General features: G+C 77.3%; 3 protein-coding genes. 1 reads left to right on the forward strand and 2 read right to left on the reverse strand.

From position 1 onward, the window contains the following. Positions 1-81 precede the first annotated feature (81 nt). Positions 82-1,065, reverse strand: coding sequence for a DNA polymerase III subunit delta (gene holA / locus ABD823_RS11710; protein WP_344858719.1), 984 nt, complete (start codon positions 1,063-1,065; stop codon positions 82-84). A 101-nt stretch (positions 1,066-1,166) separates the two neighbouring features. On the opposite strand from holA, the gene ABD823_RS11715 reads away from it, so the two are divergent. Beyond that, the gene (locus tag ABD823_RS11715) at positions 1,167-1,319 is read left to right on the forward strand and encodes a hypothetical protein (protein WP_344858705.1); all 153 of its coding nucleotides are present in this window, start codon (positions 1,167-1,169) and stop codon (positions 1,317-1,319) included. A 203-nt stretch (positions 1,320-1,522) separates the two neighbouring features. Here ABD823_RS11715 and ABD823_RS11720 read toward each other — a convergent pair whose 3' ends face one another. Beyond that, positions 1,523-3,727 (reverse strand): ComEC/Rec2 family competence protein, encoded by a 2,205-nt coding sequence (locus ABD823_RS11720; RefSeq protein ID WP_344858707.1) that lies wholly within the window; start codon positions 3,725-3,727, stop codon positions 1,523-1,525. Between the last annotated feature and the right edge of the window lie 178 nt (positions 3,728-3,905).

A 3,905-nucleotide genomic window follows, 5' to 3' on the forward strand; every position in this document is an offset into this window, starting at 1 on the left:
GTATACAGCGCTCCGGCGTTTCCTCCCCGCACGGGGTGCGGCGCTCCCTTCCCGCACGCGGCGCCGCCGCGGACCGTACGGCTAACGGCCGTCGCGGCTCGCGACGACGGTCTGGATGGCGCGCTCCAGCGCGTAGGCCGGGTCCGCGCCGCCTCCCTTGACCTGCTCGTCGGCGGCGGCGTCGGCCAGCAGCGCCCGCGCGATGGCGACCGGCCCCCAGCCCCTGAGCTGGTCCTGGACCCGGCCGACCTGCCAGGGCGGCATGCCGAGATGCGAGGCGAGCTGCCCGCCCCGCAGGTTGCGCGGGGCGCCGCCCACCTTGGCGAGCATGCGCAGCCCCCGGGCGAGCGCGCTCACCAGCAGCACGGGCGCCGTCCCGGTGGCCAGGGCCCACCGCGCCTGTTCGAGCGCCTCGCCCAGCCGGCCCGCGATCGCCGCGTCCGCCACGGTGAACCCGCTGACCTCGGCCCGGCCCCGGTGGTATCGCGCCACGGCGGCCTCGTCGATGGTCTTGCCGGGCGTGTCGAAGGCGAGCTGGCTGCACGCGGCGGCGAGTTCGCGCAGGTCGTTGCCGACGGCGTCGAGCAGCGCGGCGGCCGCGTCACCGCCGATGGTCCGCCCGGCGCGTTTCAGCTCGGCCTTGATGAAGGCCAGCCGCTCGGCGGGCTTGGTCAGCTTGCTGACGGTGACCACCCTGGCCCCGGCCTTCTTCACGCCGTCGACCAGGGCCTTGCCCTTCACGCCCCCGGGGTGGACGAGGACCAGCACCGCGTCCTCGGACGGGGCGGCCACGTAGGAGACGATCTCGGAGACGACGTCCTTCGCCAGGTCCTGGGCCGCGCGGACGACCACCACCGACCGGTCACCGAACAGCGAGGGCGAGGTCAACCGGGTCAACTCCCCGGGCTCCATCTTCCCGCCGACCAGGTCGACGACCTCGGCGGCCGGGTCGGCCGCCCGGACCGCCGCGACCACCTCGCCCACCGCGCGGTCGGCCAGCAGTTCCTCGTCGCCGGTCACCAGCGTCACGGGTGCAGGATCGGTTGCCGCCATGCCGAGCAGCATGCCATGGGACGGCGACCGGATCGCAATCAGCAAGCCATCCGCAATCGCACTGCAGGCGTTCCGGGGCACTATCTGGGAGGACAGAGGAGGTGAAAAGCATGATGACGTCCACCATTCGCCGTCACACCTGCCCGCGCTGCGGCACGGTCCTCGACGAGGGCCCCATCATGTATCGCTGCGCGCGGTGCAAGCGCTCGGTCTATGCAGCCGACGTGGACACGGAGTTCCACCGTCCGGTCAAGACGTCGGCCTAGCAGGCCCCGTCCCGGGCCCTCCCCCCAGGGCCCTCCCCGTCCCCGCCCCGGCTCCCCTGCGCTCCGGCGCCCGCGGAAGCGGACGGACGCCGGGAACCGGGAACACCGAGGCGCCGCCTCCGGAACCCGGCCCCCGGGACCGGACGGCGCGGGGCCTCGGGCTCCGGCGGGTCCGGCGCCCGCGGGAGTGCCGGGCACCGGGCTCAGCGGCCCCGCGAGACGACCGCCAGGCCGCCGCCACGGGCCACCACCGCCAGATCTCCCGACAGGTCGGTCCGGTGGATCCGCATGCCGAGCAGGTTCAGCCGGGTGAGGGTCTCGGCGGAGGGATGGCCGTAGCCGTTCTCCGCGCCGACGCTGATCAGCGCGGCCCGGGCCCGGACGGCCGCGAGGAAACCGGGGTGCTGCCTCCGTGCCCCGTGATGGGCGACCTTGAGGACGTCGGCGGGCGGCAGCCCCCGGCGGAGCAGCTCCTCCTGGGCCTCGGTCTCCGCGTCGCCGCTGAGCAGCGCCGCTCCGGCCGCCCAGCGCACGTGCAGCACGACGCTGGCGTTGTTGACCTCCGTCCCCTCCCCTCCCCCGCGGGCGGGCACCGCCCCCTCCGGCGGGCCCAGGACGGTGAGCCGGGAGGGCCCGAGTGCCCAGCTCATGCCCGGCCGGGCCGTCCACCGCACGACCCGGCGGCGGGCCGGGTCACCGCGGAGCCCGGCGGTCTCCTTCCCCTCCTCGCCCGGGCCGAGCAGCACGGCGCCCACCCTGCGCCCCCGGAAGACGCCGTCCAGCCCGCCGACGTGGTCGGAATGCGGGTGGGTCAGGACGACCAGCGGCACCTCCTCGACCTCCATGGCGCGCAGGCAGCGGTCCACCCGCACCGGGTCCGGGCCCGCGTCCACGACCACCGCCCGCCCCGGCCCCGCGGCGACCAGCAGCGCGTCCCCCTGCCCGACGTCGCACACCACCAGCAGCCAGCCCTCCGGGGGCCAGCGGGCCACGGCCGGGGCCACGAGGAGCACCACCGCGAGCGCTCCGGCCGCCAGGGCGCCGGCGACCCACCGCAGGCGCCGGTGCCGCAGCACGAGGACGGCCGCCGGCGCGGCGACGGCCAGCAGCGCCAGCCCGGGCAGGCCCGCCGGCCAGGGGAGCACCGCCAGTGGGAGGCCGGCGGCGTGCTCCGCCACCTCGATGATCCAGCCGGTGGCCAGGCCCGCCGGGCGGACCAGCAGCCGGGCGACCGGCATCAGCACGGGCGCGACCAGAGCCGCGGCGAAACCGAGCAGGGTCGCTGGGGCGACGGCCGGTCCCGCCAGGAGGTTCGCCGGGACCGCGACCGGGGCGAGCTGACCCGCCATGAGCACCAGGACAGGGGTGACGGCGGCCTGCGCCGCGGCGGGCACGGCGACCGCCTCGGCGAGCCAGCGGGGCAACCGCACGCCCGGGCGCCCGGTGCGGAGCCAGGGGTGCGGATGCCCGGCGGGGGGACCGCCGGACCCGGATCCGGCCATGCGGTCGCGCCAGCGCGGGGCGAGCACCAGGATGCCGCCGGTGGCGCACACCGACAGGGCGAAGCCGTACGAGCGGGCGAGGCCGGGATCGAACAGGATCAGTCCGAGGACGGCCACGGACAGGGCCGCGACGCCGTCACGGGAGCGCCCTGTGCCGAGCGCCAGGGCGGCGACGGCGCCCATGAGGAGCGCGCGGAGCACACTGGGGGACGGCCGGGCGACGACCGCGAAGGCGAGCATCGCGCAGATCGCCAGCGCCGCCCGGGCCGCGAGCGGCAGCCCGGCCGTGCGGGCCAGCGCCGTCGCGGCCCCGGCCACGATGGCCAGATTGGCACCGCTGACCGCCGTCAGGTGGCTGAGCCCGGCCGCCTTGAAGTCGGCTTCGACCCGTCCGTCCATGCGGGACACGTCACCGACGACCAGGCCGGGCAGCAGGCCGCGCTGCTCCGGCGGCAGCACGTCGGCGGCCCGGCGGAGACCGGCCCGGAGGGCGCCCGCCACGCCCTGCAGCCAGGACGGCCCGCCCAGGACCCGGGGCGGCTCCCGGACGAGGACCACCCCGGTGAGCAGCTCCCCCGGCTCGGCAGGACCGAACCTGCCCCGGATCCCGACCCGCTGGCCGGGCAGCAGAGGGCCCCACTCCCGCCCCGAGGCGAGCAGCACGACGGGGGCCCGGACCCGGGTCCTTCCCGCCGCCGTCGTGACCGCCTCGACCCTGGCGGGCACGGCGAAGCCCTCCCCGAGGAACGCCGGCCCCCGCTGCCGTGTCCGGCGCGGGTCGTCCGTCAGCACGACCTCCGCCACCGCTGTGGCCCCCTCCCGGACCAGGGCGGCCACCGGACCCGTGCCGACCGCGTGGACGTGCAGGGCCACGGTCGCGGCCGTCGCCGCCGCGCAGGAGAGCACCGCGATCGCCGCGTTCCCCCACGCGGGGGATGCGACGGCGGCTCCCGGAATCGGCGCCGGACGCGACCATGGGGACGGCCCGAGGCGCGACCATGGACGCGGGCCCGGGCGCGGCCCCCGGCGGCGGGTCCGCAGCGCGACCGCGACAAGTCGGAGGGCCAAGCGGTCTTAGGAAGAC

The sequence above is a fragment of the Planomonospora alba genome (assembly GCF_039534085.1).
In the GTDB taxonomy this organism is placed as follows: domain Bacteria; phylum Actinomycetota; class Actinomycetes; order Streptosporangiales; family Streptosporangiaceae; genus Planomonospora_B; species Planomonospora_B alba.